The sequence below is a fragment of the Flavobacterium sp. PS2 genome (assembly GCF_046250155.1).
Classification (GTDB): Bacteria; Bacteroidota; Bacteroidia; order Flavobacteriales; family Flavobacteriaceae; genus Flavobacterium.
Map to the genome: position 1 here is coordinate 768,518 of NZ_CP176426.1, position 14,553 is coordinate 783,070.

Below are 14,553 nucleotides of genomic sequence, written 5' to 3' on the forward strand. Positions count from 1 at the left end.
ATTAGATGATTCCAAGAATTTAGTGAACTAACCATGATTTTAATGTACCTTTGCACAAAATTTAATGCAAATGAGCACTTTCGAGACATTCAATCTTCCTAAATCCGTACAAAAAGCAATCGATGAATTAGGCTTCGTTACGCCTACTCCTATCCAGGAAAAATCTTTTTCTGTAATTATGTCCGGTCGTGATATGATGGGAATTGCACAAACCGGTACAGGTAAAACATTTGCCTACTTATTGCCTTTATTAAAACTATACAAGTTTACTCCAACCAATACGCCAAAAATTGTAATCCTTGTTCCAACACGTGAATTAGTAGTTCAGGTTGTAGAAGAAGTAGAGAAATTAACCAAATACATGTCGGTTAAAACATTGGGTATTTTTGGTGGTGTAAATATAAATACACAAAAGAAAGCTGTTTACGAAGGAATCGATATTTTGGTGGGAACACCAGGACGAACTATGGATTTAGCCTTAGATGCAGTGGTTCGTTTTGATGAAACTCAAAAACTAGTTATTGATGAGTTCGACGAAATGCTTAATCTTGGTTTCCGTACGCAATTAACAGCACTTTTGGCAATGATGAAAACCAAACGTCAGAACATATTGTTTTCTGCAACGATGACAGATGAAGTTGATGCGGTTTTAAATGACTTTTTTGATTTCCCTGAAGAAGTTACACTTGCAGCATCTGGAACACCTTTAGAGAACATTGAGCAAATTACATACAACGTTCCTAACTTTAATACCAAAGTAAACTTACTGAAACACTTATTACAAACTAACGAAGACATGAGTCGTGTCCTGGTATTTGTAAACAATAAGAAGATTTCGGATATGCTTCATGACCGTATCGAAGAAGATTTTGAAGGTCAGTTTGGAGTAATTCACTCTAATAAATCACAAAATTATCGTTTGAGCACGATGGCTTCTTTCCAAGAAGGAAACCTACGCGGACTTATAACTACCGATATTATGGCGAGAGGTTTAGATATCTCTAATATTACTCACGTTATAAACTTTGAACTTCCTGAATTCCCAGAATTGTATATGCACAGAATTGGTAGAACTGGTCGTGCCGATGCAACAGGAACTGCAATAAGCTTCATCACGCCACGTGAAGAGGAGTTTAAAGTAGAAGTAGAAGTTTTAATGAACAGAGAACTTGAAATTGCCGATTTCCCTGAAGAAGTAGAAGTTTCTATTAAACTAATTGAGCCTGAAAAAGACAGACAACCCGTTAAGTTCTTGATGAAAAAACAAAAACTAGATGGTGACGGAGCTTTTCATGATAAAGCCAAAAAGAACAAGAAAATCAACTTGGGAGGTCCTTCTAAAACTAAAAAGAAAACGCACGGATCTGTTAACAGAAACATGCTAAAAACAAGAGATAAGAAAAGAAAAGATAAGAATAAATAGATTTTCTTAAATTCCAAAAATTAAAAATTCCAAATTCCAATGCTGTTACGCTTGGAATTTGGAATTTTTTTATTGGATTTTTTTCTTTTTATATTTTACTCACAAGATAGAGAAACCTTTGAGCCTTTATAACTCTGAACCTTTGAACCTTTAATTAAATCTTCGTAAAAACTAAACCAACTGGCGCGCACAACTCAATTCTCTTTCCTGTATCTGTAAGTTTTCCTGTTGCTTTATCTCTTTTAAATACTACAATATTATTGGTGTATTGATGTCCTACCAAAAGGAATTTCCCTGTAGGATCTATAGAAAAATCTCTTGGTCCTTTTCCTAATGTACTCACTTGTTCTACTAATTCAATTTTTCCATTTTTAAGAATTTTATAAACTGAAATATTATTAGCATCTACACGATCAGATACGTATAAAAATTTACCGTCAGGCGAAATTTTGATAGCTGCTGCTCCTGTTCCTCCCTTAAAATCTTTAGCAAGAATATTTGTTTCAGCGATTAATTTCAAACTTCCGTTTTTATCATAACTAAACGTAGTTAAGGTAGCATCTAATTCCTGAATTAAATACACAAACTTCCCGTCTTTGCTAAACGTTAAATGTCTTGGACCGCTTCCTGCTTTTACATCAACACTTCCTTTTAAGGTAAGGACTTTATCTTTTGAAGTTGGATTGTAATTGTAGATAAAAACTTTATCAAGACCTAAATCATTCGATAAAACATATTTCTTGTCTGGCGAAAAATAAACCATATGCACGTGAGCGCCTTCTTGTCTTTGTGGGTTAACTCCTTTTCCTGTATGTTGAATCACTTGTTTTGCTTCCGAAATTCCTTCGGCAGTCTTTTTAAATACTGAGATGTTTCCTCCAGAATAATTAGCTGTAATTACATTTTCTCCATCATTAATTAAGTAACATGGATCTGCTCCCATTGCTTTTTGCTTGTTCAAAAAAGTAACCTTTCCTGATACAGGTACATATCCAAAAGCACTAACTGTACTTTCTGCTCCACTTTCGTTAACAGCATAAATAAATTTATTATCTGCAGAAACCGATAAATAGCTTGGACTTACGGTACTTTCTGACGTGTTTTTTAATTTAGATTCACCCGAATTAGTATCGAATTCATACACATAAATACCTTTGCTATCACAACTATTAGTGTACGTTCCTACTAATAAATTAACTTTGTTTTGCGCCTTTAAATTTGTAACAGCAAAAGCCACTAAAAGTAGTATATATGTTCTTTTCATAGTATAAAAATGTTTTTTTGAGTATGCTAAAATACTCAATATTATCAATAGAGATTGTTTTTTTTATAACAAATGGAATCTCAAAAATTAAATTGTACTTTTGCTTTTAATTAAGAATATTCTTCTTTTTTATTTTAAATCAAAACATTATAAATGAAACAACTTTCAGTTTTATTATTACTTATGATTATTTCTAGTTGCAATGCTCAACAACCAGAAATATTTGGAGAAAAGCCTTTAAATCTTAAAAATAAAATATTTGATTTGAACATTCCCGTTTTTTTTCCTGAAAAATATAAGTTGAAAAATAATCCCGAATATTATGAAATCCCTATAAATAATAATTTAGGGATTGATTTACATACGCAATTAATTAAGAAAGACACACTATTTATTAACGATGATGGTACGCTTGATAATTCTAATTTTACAAAAAACAAAACTTCAAAATGGATTGTATATACTAAAAAGAATTACTCTTCTATAGATACCGTAGCAGTATATGAAAAATTTCCTTTTCAAGCTATAAACGTACTGACTACATTAGACAATAAACTAATCTTAGTGAGTGGATTAATTGATGAAATTAGCTTAGAAAATTCAAACAAATTCATTCATTTATTAATCTCAGATTATGGCAAACCAATTATAACCAAAAGCAAAGTGTTTTCTAAAAATATAATTTTTTATACTTGGGTAAATGATGATAAGTTATTAAAATATTGCACTTTTTTAAATAATGAAAGTAATACTATAGTTATAGAAGTTGACAAAGATAATTCTATTATAAAAAAAGGAGATAAAATGCCTCATCTTGAAGGATATTTTTATATTGCAAAAAAAGAATTTACTAACCACCTAATAGGTAATATAAATGTGGGAGATTTTGCTTTTTTTGATTAGATAAAAACTGAGCAACATACTTATTTTCAATAAAAAATAATCTTTAAAACCTTTAACTCTAAACAAATTTGTATTTTTGACCAGCATCTTCGCGAAAAATAAAACGTAGTGAAATAAACTAAACTTTAGAATGCATTTTAAACATCCCGAAATTTTATACTTTCTGTTCTTATTGATTGTTCCTATTTTGGTTCATTTATTTCAATTACGCCGTTTTAAAAAGTCCTATTTTACCAATGTTCGACTTTTAGCAAAACTCTCTATTCAAACCCGAAAAAGTTCTAAAATCAAGAAATGGCTATTACTAGCTTCTCGATTATTGTTGCTTACTTGCCTTATTCTTGCCTTTGCTCAACCTTTTTTTACCGCCAAAGACAGTAAAAATACCAATAACGAAATGTATATCATTCTAGATAACTCGTTTAGTATGCAGGCTAAAGGCAAAAAAGGCGAACTACTAAAACGTGCCGTTCAGGAATTATTAGAGAATACGCCCGAAAATGCTCAATTTTCTTTATTGACTAACACTGATAATTATTGGAATACCGACATAAAATCAGTTCGTAACTCATTGCAAAGTCTAAATTATAGCGCAACTCCTTTTGAGCTGGACAATATAATGGCAAAAGTAAAAGCTCGCAAATCGGCCTTTAAAAAAGATATCATCATTATTACAGATGCCGTTGGACTAGACGAAAAACAATTAAAAAATATAAACACTGAAGATGCTCCGTATTTTATAATTCCAAAAGCAGAGCAAAAAAATAATGTGGCGATTGATAGCGTTTTTATCAATCAAACCTTGGATAACTTTTATGATATAGGTATTAATTTATCTGGATATGGTGATGATTTCAAACCTATTTCTATGTCTTTATTCAACAATGGCAAACTAATAGCTAAAACCATTGTAAACTTTGACACTAAAAAGAAGAAAGTTAATTTTACCATTCCTAAACAAGCTTTTCATGGCTATGTAGCTATTGAAGACAATGGTTTAGAATACGACAATAGATTGTATTTTAGTATTTCTGACCCTAAAAAAACCAATGTTATTAGTATTGGAGATCCTGCAAAAAGCAATTTCTTATCTCGAATTTATACATCTGAAGAATTCAACTATCATAATTTTGATATACGTTCGCTTGATTACAATAGTCTGGATAAACAAGACGCAATTGTCTTGAATGAGTTAGAAGAAATTCCTCAAGCATTGCAAACCACTTTAAAATCATTTGTATCCAAAGGTGGAAACGTTATTGTTATTCCATCAGAAAAAATGGCTGTAGCCAATATAAATAAGTTTTTATCAAATTTTGGTAAAGTGCAAATGGGTTCACTTGAAAACAAAGAAAAACTGATTACCAAAATCAACTTTGATCATCCTATATTCTCAGGTGTTTTCGAAAATAAAATCAAGAATTTTCAATATCCAAAAACTAAAAGTTCATTCCCTATTACAAGTTCTTATTCATCGGCTTTGTCCTATGAAGATCAAAGTGCATTTTTAACTTCGATACAAAATCAAGTTTCGGCAGTTTCCGTTTTTTCAGCACCTATAAACAGTATTAATTCTAACTTTCAGCAATCACCTTTAATTGTTCCTGTTTTTTATAAAATGGCACAAAGCAATCAGAAATCTGGAATAGTAGCAATAACAATTGGTAATAATCAGCCTTATTTTGTTGAAGCTTTATTATCTAAAGATGCAATTCTGGAAGTACGAGGAACTGATGAACAATTTATTCCGATTCAACAGATTTTAAATAATAAAGTAAAAATCGTTTTCAACGATTATCCTGAAAAAGCTGGTAATTATACCATTTACAATAAAAAAGAAGCATTAGAGAACGTAAGTTTTAATTACAAACGAAGCGAAAGCGATTTAAGTCAAGTCAAGTCAAATCTAGTTTCTGATTACAAAACTGCCGATACGATTTCGACTATTTTTAACACCTTACAAACTGAACGAACTGACAATCAAATTTGGAAATGGTTTGTTATCTTTGCACTGTTATTTTTAGCATTAGAAATGGCAATTATCAGGTTTGTGAAGTAATTTTTTACAACTAAGACATTAAGAAAATTAAGTTTTTCCTTTATCAACTTAATTCCTTAATGGTTCAAATAAATTAAGCTTTACTATTTTAAAACTTAATTGTTACAATTAAAATAAATTTATCTACATATGAAAATAATCATCCGTGAAGCAAAAATTATAGATTCTAAAAGTCCGTTTCATAATAAGACTGCAGATATTTTAATTAAAGATGGTTTAATCGAAAAAATAGGAACTTCGCTTCCTAATACTGAAAATGCCGAAGAGATAAAACTCGACAATTTACATATTTCGCAAGGATGGTTTGACAGTAGCGTTTCGCTTGGAGAACCAGGTTATGAAGATCGCGAAACAATCTCAAACGGATTAAATGTAGCTGCAAAAAGTGGATTTACCGCCATTGCTTTACAACCTAACTCCTACCCGATTATTGATAACCAATCACAAGTTAATTTTGTAAAAAACAAAGCCAATGGTTTTGCTACAGAACTTTTCCCAATAGGAGCTTTAACCAAAGCTAGCGAAGGAAAGGATATGGCTGAACTATTTGACATGAAAAAAACAGGAGCGGTAGCTTTTGGTGATTATAATAAAAGCCTTGACAATGCCAACTTGCTAAAGATTGCATTGCAATATGTACAAGATTTTGATGGTTTGGTAATTGCTTACTCGCAAGATCAAAATATAAAAGGAAATGGTGTTGCCAATGAAGGAATCGTTTCAACAAAATTAGGATTAAAAGGAATCCCAGATCTTGCTGAAGAATTACAAATCGTTCGCAACTTATTTTTATTAGAATATACAGGAGGAAAACTTCATATTCCAACTATCTCGACTGCTAAATCGGTTCAATTAATTAAAGATGCTAAAGCAAAAGGACTAAACGTAACAACTAGTGTTGCTGTACATCATTTGGTTTTAACCGATGAAAAATTAGAAGGTTTTGATACCCGTTTTAAAGTTACGCCTCCATTACGAACTGAAACTGACAGACAAGCATTGCTTAATGGTGTTCTAGACGGAACTATCGATATGATTACATCTGATCATAACCCGATTGATATTGAATTCAAAAAAATGGAATTTGATATGGCGAAAAACGGAACAATTGGTCTAGAAAGTGCTTTTGGTGCTTTGCTAACTGTATTACCTCTAGAAACTGTAATCGAAAAACTAACTCTAGGAAAGTCAGTTTTTGGTATTAAAAACGACACAATTACCGAAGGTTCTAAAGCAAATATCACGTTGTTTAATCCTAATGGAGAAAGTGTTTTCGCAAAAAGTAACATACAATCTAAATCTAAAAATTCTGCCTTTTTGGGAGCTCAATTAAAAGGTTCTGTTTACGGAATCGTGAATCAGAATCAATTGGTATTTAAAAAAAATTAAACCATTAAGAGATTAAGAAAATTAAGTTCTAATTTATATAGATGATTGAAGAATCATTTTAATCTTAATAATCTGTGGTAAAAAACAAAAATAAAACACAAGAATGAACAACTCAATCGAAGAAGGAAAAACTCCCGCTATAACCAGCTATATATTAATAATTGGTGTTTTAATCGCTATGTCGATGAACTCTGAAAATAAAAATAGCTTTGCTTCTTTTCATATACGTCAGGCGTTAGGGTTATCATTAACTTTTATCTCCTTCGGACTTATCATAAGCAACTTTGACAGCTTTATGATTACTTTCCCAATGTGGATTTGTATCTCTATTTTATGGACATACGGGATTTTCAGCGCTATACAAGGGCAAACAAAACCAATACCATTAGTAGGTGCACTTTTTCAAAAATGGTTTAAAAGCATCGGTTAGTCTTTGATTTTTAAATTCAGATATAAACTAAGAGCCGACAACTGCATTTCACAATTTACAACTCACAATTTACCATTAAAAGAATGAATTTATCTTTAGAATATAAAATAAGAGAACCAAAAGTTATCTTAGACAAAAACCCACTATTACTATTACTTCACGGATATGGCAGCAACGAAGAAGATTTATTTTCTTTTGCCAGCGAACTTCCTGATAATTATCATGTTATTTCGGCTAGAGCTCCTTATGATTTACAATATGGTAGTTATGCATGGTATGCTATTAATTTTGATGCAGATCAAAACAAATTCTCTGATAACGAACAAGCTAAAACATCACGTGATTTAATTGCAAATTTCATTGATGAGTTAACTGCAAATTACCCAATCGACTCAAACAATATAACTTTAATTGGCTTTAGCCAAGGATCAATTTTAAGTTATGCAACAGCGCTTTCTTATCCTGAAAAAATCCAGAGAGTAGTTGCAATGAGTGGTTATTTTAATGATGAAATCATTAAAGATGGTTACGAGAAAAACGACTTCAAAAACTTAAAAATATTTGCTTCTCACGGAACTGTAGATCAGGTAATCCCTATTGATTGGGCTAGAAAAACACCTGCAATTCTAGAAAATCTAAATATTCCTGTTTCTTATAAAGAATATCCAGTTGGACATGGAGTTGCTCCCCAAAATTTCTTTGATTTTAAGAATTGGTTAGCTCAATAGTTCACTGAATTCAGTTTAAAAATAGTAACAACAAAACACAATTATGGGAATAGAAAGTTTAATTGGTTTTATTTTACCAATAGTATTAATTGCCGGTGGTCTTTTTATAAAAAACACTAAAAATCCGAACTTCCAAACTTCAAAAAAATACTGGAAGATATTATTCATTTTAGGGATTCTAAATTTATTAATGAAATTATATCTTCTATTTTTTCTTTAATATCAGTTTTGATATTTTGAATTGTCTCCAGCCTTAGCTGGAGTAATAATATATTGACTTTAGTCAAAATGCCCCGTTATTTTGACTAAAGCCACATTTATAAACAATTCTTAAACCTCCAACTAAAGCACAATGCCATTAAGTTAAGAAAAAAACTTTTAATACTGTACTGAATAAATCTCTCGCAAAGTCGCCAAGCCGCCAAGTTTAATCCTAAAATCTTTGCGCTTTTGCGAGAAAATAATTAACCATGATCAGTTCAAAAAAGCTTAACTTAATGACATCGAACTAAAGCAGGAGGCAATTCAAGAATAGGAATTTAAACTCACTTTTTACATTTCCTTTTTACAACACACATTTCACCTTCTTGCTTTTTTTTACATTTTACTTCTCACTTTTTACATATAATAATAAATCATCTTATCTTTAAACTATTATACTTTGTAACAAATAACAAAGTATAAGACTAACTCGATAAACCTGATTTAACTAACCATGAAACAACTATTATTTTCACTGCTTTTTATTGGCACTTCTTTTTTCGCAAAAGCACAATCGGATAACAAAATTACTATTGGTACGATTGAAACCATTCATTCTAAAATACTTAATGAAGATCGAAAAGTTTGGATATATGTCCCGGATGGTTATACCAAAGGCGCTCCTAAAACTGAGAATTATCCTGTTCTTTATTTATTAGATGGAAACGTACATTTCACTTCTATTGTTGGTATGACGGAGCAATTAAGTACCATGAACGGTAACACAATTTGTCCAAAAATGATTGTAGTGGGAATACTCAATACTGACAGAGCGCGTGATTTAACCCCTACACACATTGAATCTGATTTACCAATGATGACTAGTGAAGCGAGTAAAACTACTGGCGGAAATGAAAATTTTATTGCATTTATTGAAAAAGAATTAATACCATACGTTGAAACCAACTATCCTACTGCTCCATACAAAATGCTAATTGGTCATTCTTTTGGCGGTTTAACAGTTATAAATACACTTGCAAATCATGCTAATTTATTTAATTCTTATGTTGCTATCGACCCAAGTATGTGGTGGGACAAACAGAAATTTTTAGGTCAAAGCAAAAAAACATTTGCTGAGAAAAAATTCAAAAACACTAGTTTATTTTTAGGTATTGCAAACACGATGGAAGCAGGAATGGACACTCTTAGAGTAAAGAAAGATACTACTCAAGTTACAAGACACATTCGTTCAATATTAGATTTAGCCAATGATTTAAAAAAGAACAAACAAAACCAATTACACTTTGAATACAAATATTATGATAAAGACAGTCATGGTTCTGTTCCGTTTATTGCCGAATATGACGCACTTAGATTCATTTTTGATTTCTATAATCTGAACTTGACTATTACTGATTTAATGGAAACAGGGATGGCATTACCTACAAAAATTGAAAAACATTATCAAAATGTTTCCGAAAAAATGGGGCATAAAATACCACCTCCCGAAGCTCCTATTAATCAATGTGGATATATGGCACTAGGCAGAAAGAACTTAGCTCAAGCCGAGTATTTTTTCAAACTAAATGTAAAAAACTATCCAGAAAGCGCTAATGTATATGATTCTCTAGGAGATTATTACAAACAAGTGAATGATAAAACTAATGCAATAAGCAATTACAAAAAAGCGTTATCCATCAACAAGGAAAGTGCCGAAACGAAACAAAAACTGGAAGAACTTCAAAAAGGAAAATAACGCATAACAGTCTCCTTTTAAACTAAAAAAATGATAAAAACAGTGTTGGCATTATTGTGTAAAAATTTGATTTTCATCTCTCTTTTCACTTTTCACTTTTCACTTTTTTACAACATCAACTAAACTATAAAAATGAAAATATCTAAACTTGACAATCCCGCATTAATTCTAATTGATATCCAGAAAGGTTTTGATAATATAGAATATTGGGGTGGAGAACGCAATAATCCAAATGCCGAAAAAAATGCAAGTGAGCTTCTCGAAATTTGGCGAGCTAATAAATTACCTATTTTCCATATTCAGCATTGTTCCTCTAATCCCAATTCATTGCTCCATGAAACCAATCCTGGAAATGCATTTAAAGATATTGTAAAACCTTATTTAGGAGAAACCGTAATTCAGAAGAATGTAAATAGCGCTTTTATTGGTACCAATTTAAAAGAACAACTTGATGATGATAAAATCGATACGCTTGTTATTGTAGGTTTAACAACCGATCATTGTGTTTCGACAACTACAAGAATGGCTGGGAATTTTGGCTATAATACCTTTCTAATTTCTGATGCAACTGCCACTTTTAATAAGAAGGGATTGAATGGACAGGAATTTAGTGCCGAGACAATTCACGAAACTGCTCTTGCCAGTTTAAACGAAGAATTTGCTCAAGTAGTAACAACCGATTTTATAAAGCAGAATATTTAATTTAACCGCAAAGCATCGCTAAGAGTTACGCAAAGCATGCAAAGGCTAAAATCCTGTTGCTTAAAAAAGGACACAGATAAAACAGATTCGCTACGGCGAAAACGCGGATAAAAACGGATTTCCTTCTATTATTTTTGAAAATCATTTTAATCTGTGGTAGAAAGAAATAACAGATTTATATATAAACAACAAAGGCGAGGATTACTTCTCGCCTTTGTTATATTTTTAATTTACTCGCCAGTATAAATAATCTTTCCAGCTTTTTTGAGTACGTAACCTTTCCAAGGTATTAGTTCGTAATCTCCATTGATCCAAGGTTCTCCTTCGGCTTTACGCTCTAAAATAATTGTTCCATCTTCTGTATCAAGAAAAAGTTCGGCTTTGTTTCCGTCTTTTTCAAAAATAACATAAGCAACTGTAGAATACGTTTTACCATCTTTGGCATGCTCTAACTTTGTACCTACTTCAAACAATCGTACACATTCATTTTTAACAACCGACCAAGTATAACCAGCAGATCCTTTACATCCATGTGCATCCGAATCTCCTCCTACAATACGCTCGGGTTTAACTTCTTCTTTAATAGGTTTTGTTTCTTCCTGAGAAACTTTTTTAGCACAAGAAAATGTAAGACCTATAATAATCGAAAATAAAAATACTTTTTTCATATGTTCTATTTATTAGTTGTTACAATTATTACACTGTGTTAGGAATCCTATTTTTGGTATAATAATGATTGATTTACTTCAAAAGTAATACTTTCATCATTATTAACAAAGTATTTTAACAAGACTTCTCCCCATATTTCTCCATCACTAAAGTCTGCAATAACCCATCTGTGATTTAAAACCTTAACTTTATTGATGATAAATTTATTGGCGCCTATTTGGTCTTGTCCTGTATATGGATTCCCTTTTGGATTCGCATTTAGATCCATTAATTTCTCAGTAACAATAGGAATTAGTTTCTCGTACTGAATAGTTTTAGAAGCATCTGCTGAATCAAAATAATTTTGGGCGTTTTGATTATTTTCTAATGAAAAGTAATTGGCTTCGTTTAATTTAGTTTCTACTAAATTAAGGCTATCTCTAAGCTTTTTAGTTGTTTTAACATAACGTTCCTGTTCAAACTTTACTTCTTTACTATAAAACATATAGGTAAATATATTCATAAGTATCGCAATGATAAAAAGGTAAAGCAATAGGGATTTTTTCATTTTTAAATGTAATTAAATTGTGATTTCTAAATTATCATAGGCTAGAAAAATATTTTTAGGCAGCGTTTTTTGTACCTCTTCATGAAATCCTAATACATGACTAATATGTGTTAAATAAGCCTTTTCTGGCTGAACCAAAGTTATAAAATCTAAGGCTTCCTGCAAATTAAAATGTGTATCGTGTGGCTCAACACGTAATGCATTTATCACTAATACTTTTAAGTTTTTTAGTTTCTTGATTTCGACTTCTTCAATAGTTTTTACATCTGTTAAATAAGCAAAATCATCAATTCGATACCCAAAAACCTGTAAATCTCCGTGCATAACATTTACTGGAATTGCCATTTTATCACCCACAGCAAATGGCTCATCGTTAATAACCTCGATTGTTTTTACAGATGGTGCTCCTGGATATTTATTTACGGTTTCAAAAACATAATCAAAACGTTTTTTTAAGTTACCAATAACACGCTCGTGTGCATAAATTGGCATTTCGCCTTGTCTGAAATTGTACGGACGTATATCGTCCAAACCTGCAGTGTGATCTGCATGCTCATGTGTAAATAAAATTGCATCTAATTTCTGACAGTTACAAGATAACATTTGTTGCCTGAAATCAGGACCACAATCTATAACATAAGAATGGTCATCCCAACTAATCCAAATCGATACTCGAAGCCTTTTATCCTTAGCGTCAGTACTTTTGCATACAGGATGATCTACCCCTATTATCGGAATGCCTTGTGATGTGCCTGTGCCTAAAAAATATACCTTCAATTGTACTTTATTTTTTTACAAAAATAGGATTAATTATCTTTCATTAGAAGCCTAATTTACTAACTTTGTAACAAATCAGCCATATTTAAAATAAAATGGGTATAGAAATAAAACTTAAAGGTGACAAAGTCATCGCTCAGATACCATCCATAAAAGACAAAGCACTACGCATAAATCTAAACGAAAATATTTACGGAACCTTTGCAGAGATTGGTGCGGGGCAAGAAACGGTAAGACATTTTTTTAGATCTGGTGGTTCGTCTGGAACAATTGCGAAGGCGATGTCTGCTTACGACAAAGATTTTAGTGATGCCATTTACGGAATTGAAAGTGATGGCCGCTATGTAACTGAAGAGAGATTAAAGAAAATGTTAACTCTTGAAGGGCAAATAATTGAAGAACGTTTAAGCAGAGAAAAACACCCTACAAAACTTTTCTTTAGCTACGCTAATACTGTTGCAACAATAGATTTTGCAAAACAATTTAAAGGTCATGGTTGGGTAGGAATAAGATACCAAATTGAACCCGATGAAGCTTATAATGAAATTATACTTCACATTCGTTTTAAAGAAACTGATGCTCGATTACAACAAGAAACATTAGGTATTCTTGGAGTAAACTTAATTTATGGAGCATTTTATAAATACAATGATCCTAAAAGATTACTTCGTTATTTATATGATCACTTAGATAAAGATCAGCTTGAGATTGATACTATTAACTTTTCTGGTCCACGTTTTGCCGATGTAGATAATCGATTGATTAGCTTACAATTGGTAAAAAACGGTATGACTGATGCCGTTATGTTCAATCCTGAAGGTAAAAATATCCTTCCTGCTGCGATATTATACAAAAAGAATATTCTTGCCTTACGTGGGAGTTTTCGTCCTGTAACGAAGGTTAATATGGATATGTACGAGAAATCATTAAAAATGTTTCTCGAAGAAAATAAAGTCGAAAAAGACAATACGCTTGTAATTTTTGAAATCACTTTATCTAATCTTCGTTCTGATGGAGAAATCGATGAACGCGATTTTATGGATAGAGCCGAATTACTTTGTTCGTTAGGACAAACTGTAATGATTTCGAACTTCCAGGAATATTATAAAGTTGTTGAGTATTTTGCAAATTATACTAAAGCCCGAATGGGATTAGCAATGGGTGTTAACAATTTAGTCGACATCTTTGATGAGAAATATTACCGCCATTTAAGTGGAGGAATTCTTGAAGCTTTCGGAAAATTATTCTACCGCGATATGAAAGTATTCTTATATCCTATGATTGATGAAGATGGTACTATCATGAATTCGACTAACTTAAAAGTACATCCTAGAATGAAAGAATTGTACAAATTCTTTAAATTCAATGGTAAAGTTGTCGATGTAGCCGATTTCGATCCTCATACATTAGAAGTATTCTCGAGAGAAGTATTAAAAATGATTAGTCAAGGAAAACCTGGATGGGAACCAATGCTTCCTGTAGGTATTGCCGAAATTATAAAAGAACATCACTTATTTGGTTATGAACCGAATAAAGTTTTAAAAGAGTCTAATTAGTTTTCTGAGGAACTAAGATTCTGAGAAACAAAGGTTCAAAGACCCAGAACACATAAAAAAAAGCATCAATTTTACGATTGATGCTTTTTTGTTTTTGACTTGGTTTACGCGCAAAACAATCGCAATCTTGTCTTTCTGACAAAGAAAGA

Annotated in this window: 13 protein-coding genes; 9 read left to right on the forward strand and 4 right to left on the reverse strand. The window is 31.6% G+C overall.

Annotated elements, in window-relative coordinates:
* The first annotated feature begins 70 nt into the window (after positions 1–70).
* Positions 71–1,423, forward strand: coding sequence for a DEAD/DEAH box helicase (locus tag ACJ6WR_RS03260; protein WP_409417037.1), 1,353 nt, complete (start codon positions 71–73; stop codon positions 1,421–1,423).
* Between the two features lie 154 nt (positions 1,424–1,577).
* Here the strand turns inward: ACJ6WR_RS03260 and ACJ6WR_RS03265 are convergent, their stop codons facing one another.
* Positions 1,578–2,687, reverse strand: coding sequence for a lactonase family protein (locus ACJ6WR_RS03265; RefSeq protein ID WP_409417038.1), 1,110 nt, complete (start codon positions 2,685–2,687; stop codon positions 1,578–1,580).
* Between the two features lie 153 nt (positions 2,688–2,840).
* Here ACJ6WR_RS03265 and ACJ6WR_RS03270 point away from each other — a divergent pair, with 153 nt between their 5' ends.
* The 7 genes from ACJ6WR_RS03270 (at position 2,841) to ACJ6WR_RS03300 (ending at position 10,855) form a co-directional block, all read left to right on the forward strand.
* On the forward strand, positions 2,841–3,590 hold the full coding sequence (locus ACJ6WR_RS03270) for a hypothetical protein (protein WP_409417039.1): 750 nt from the start codon (positions 2,841–2,843) through the stop codon (positions 3,588–3,590).
* 130 nt (positions 3,591–3,720) lie between these two features.
* The gene (locus tag ACJ6WR_RS03275; RefSeq protein WP_409417040.1) at positions 3,721–5,649 is read left to right on the forward strand and encodes a BatA domain-containing protein; all 1,929 of its coding nucleotides are present in this window, start codon (positions 3,721–3,723) and stop codon (positions 5,647–5,649) included.
* A 129-nt stretch (positions 5,650–5,778) separates the two neighbouring features.
* Positions 5,779–7,038, forward strand: coding sequence for a dihydroorotase (locus ACJ6WR_RS03280; protein WP_409417041.1), 1,260 nt, complete (start codon positions 5,779–5,781; stop codon positions 7,036–7,038).
* A gap of 103 nt (positions 7,039–7,141) precedes the next feature.
* Positions 7,142–7,468, forward strand: a complete 327-nt coding sequence (locus tag ACJ6WR_RS03285; protein ID WP_039112645.1) for a membrane protein — start codon at positions 7,142–7,144, stop codon at positions 7,466–7,468.
* A gap of 83 nt (positions 7,469–7,551) precedes the next feature.
* Complete coding sequence (locus ACJ6WR_RS03290) at positions 7,552–8,196, forward strand: alpha/beta hydrolase (RefSeq protein ID WP_409417042.1); 645 nt, start codon at positions 7,552–7,554, stop codon at positions 8,194–8,196.
* Between the two features lie 715 nt (positions 8,197–8,911).
* Entirely contained in the window at positions 8,912–10,153 is a 1,242-nt protein-coding gene (locus ACJ6WR_RS03295; protein WP_409417043.1) for an alpha/beta hydrolase-fold protein, read from the forward strand.
* 132 nt (positions 10,154–10,285) lie between these two features.
* A complete protein-coding gene (locus ACJ6WR_RS03300; RefSeq protein ID WP_039117148.1) occupies positions 10,286–10,855 on the forward strand; it encodes a cysteine hydrolase family protein in 570 nt (189 codons plus the stop codon).
* Between the two features lie 230 nt (positions 10,856–11,085).
* Here ACJ6WR_RS03300 and ACJ6WR_RS03305 read toward each other — a convergent pair whose 3' ends face one another.
* Genes ACJ6WR_RS03305 through ACJ6WR_RS03315 form a run of 3 tightly spaced genes read right to left on the reverse strand, consistent with a single transcriptional unit; the run spans position 11,086 to position 12,848 of the window.
* Positions 11,086–11,523: a hypothetical protein gene (locus tag ACJ6WR_RS03305; RefSeq protein WP_039117147.1), complete on the reverse strand. Its 438-nt coding sequence runs from the start codon at positions 11,521–11,523 to the stop codon at positions 11,086–11,088.
* 47 nt (positions 11,524–11,570) lie between these two features.
* A complete protein-coding gene (locus ACJ6WR_RS03310; RefSeq protein ID WP_409417044.1) occupies positions 11,571–12,071 on the reverse strand; it encodes a hypothetical protein in 501 nt (166 codons plus the stop codon).
* A 12-nt stretch (positions 12,072–12,083) separates the two neighbouring features.
* On the reverse strand, positions 12,084–12,848 hold the full coding sequence (locus ACJ6WR_RS03315; RefSeq protein ID WP_409417045.1) for an MBL fold metallo-hydrolase: 765 nt from the start codon (positions 12,846–12,848) through the stop codon (positions 12,084–12,086).
* A 95-nt stretch (positions 12,849–12,943) separates the two neighbouring features.
* Here ACJ6WR_RS03315 and ACJ6WR_RS03320 point away from each other — a divergent pair, with 95 nt between their 5' ends.
* Entirely contained in the window at positions 12,944–14,404 is a 1,461-nt protein-coding gene (locus ACJ6WR_RS03320; protein ID WP_039112636.1) for a TonB-dependent receptor, read from the forward strand.
* Positions 14,405–14,553 lie beyond the last annotated feature (149 nt).